Origin of the sequence: Stutzerimonas stutzeri (assembly GCF_024448935.1) — a bacterium.
GTDB lineage: Bacteria > Pseudomonadota > Gammaproteobacteria > Pseudomonadales > Pseudomonadaceae > Stutzerimonas > Stutzerimonas stutzeri_AO.
The window spans coordinates 1-965 of record NZ_JAMOIE010000246.1 but is presented as its reverse complement, the minus strand read 5'-3'; the positions used below and the strand labels follow the sequence as shown (position 1 = coordinate 965).

Genomic DNA, 965 nt, shown 5'->3' with positions numbered 1-965 from the left:
TATTTCCCCCGGCCATATGGCGAGAAGCCTTGAGGGGGAGCCTGACTCAAGATTTCAAATGAACCAGCCGATACAATGAAGGCACATTGAAATATCTAATAATGAGGTGACACGATGAGTGGTTGGCTAGCCCGTTTCTCAATAAAAACCCGTCTCATCGGCTTGCTCGTGCTTCTAGCATCTATGGCTGTCGGCTTGCCAATGGCTGGTCTTAATGGAATGCGCACCAGCAATGCAGTGATTGATCGGCTGTACAACAACATGTTGCTACCGATCGACAAGCTTGGCGACATCAATAACCACATGCACAACGCGCGTGCTCAGCTTTTGCTTGCCCTTCAGCATGAGCCCGGAAGTGCCTTCGAGAAGGCGCATGATCATCCATCGAGTATGCATTTCGATAGAGTGGATAAAAGCGTAAGCATCATCCGTGAGCGCCTTTCTGACTACCAGCGTATACCAATGAGCAAAGAACAGCAGCGCCTTAGCACTGAGCTGCAGAACAAATTGTCTGATTACTTGGATAATGGTGTTCTGCCGACGCTCAATGCGATGCGCCAAGGCGACTATGCGGGAGGGAACCAAATCCTGCTAACCCGCCTTGATCCTGCTTTTATGACTACCTATGCCAGCTTGCGCACTCTTATTGAGTCGGAGGCGTCGGCAGCTGAATTAAGCTTTCAAAACGCGGATAAGCAATTCGAGCGTCTTGTGGCGATGATAGGACTGGCGCTGGTAGTGGCTCTGTCTCTGGTCACAGTCACGGCTCTGGCCACTGTGCCAAGTATCACCAAAGGCGTTCGGGAGCTTCAAGTCGGCGGTCAGCAGCTCGCTGATGGCAATTTGGGCTATCGAGTTACCTATCAGGGGCGTGATGAGCTGGGCGAAATATCTAGCGCATTCAATGAAATGGCTTCGCGTTTTCACCACACCTTTCAAGAGTTGGCAGGTGCCGTGGAGCAACT

At 51.2% G+C, this 965-nt stretch carries 1 protein-coding gene; it reads left to right on the top strand.

What is annotated here, in order from left to right; translation table 11 throughout:
* Window positions 1-114: 114 nt before the first annotated feature.
* The coding region (locus tag NA637_RS25145) for a Tar ligand binding domain-containing protein (protein ID WP_256075356.1) at window positions 115-965 on the top strand (851 nt) is incomplete at its 3' end.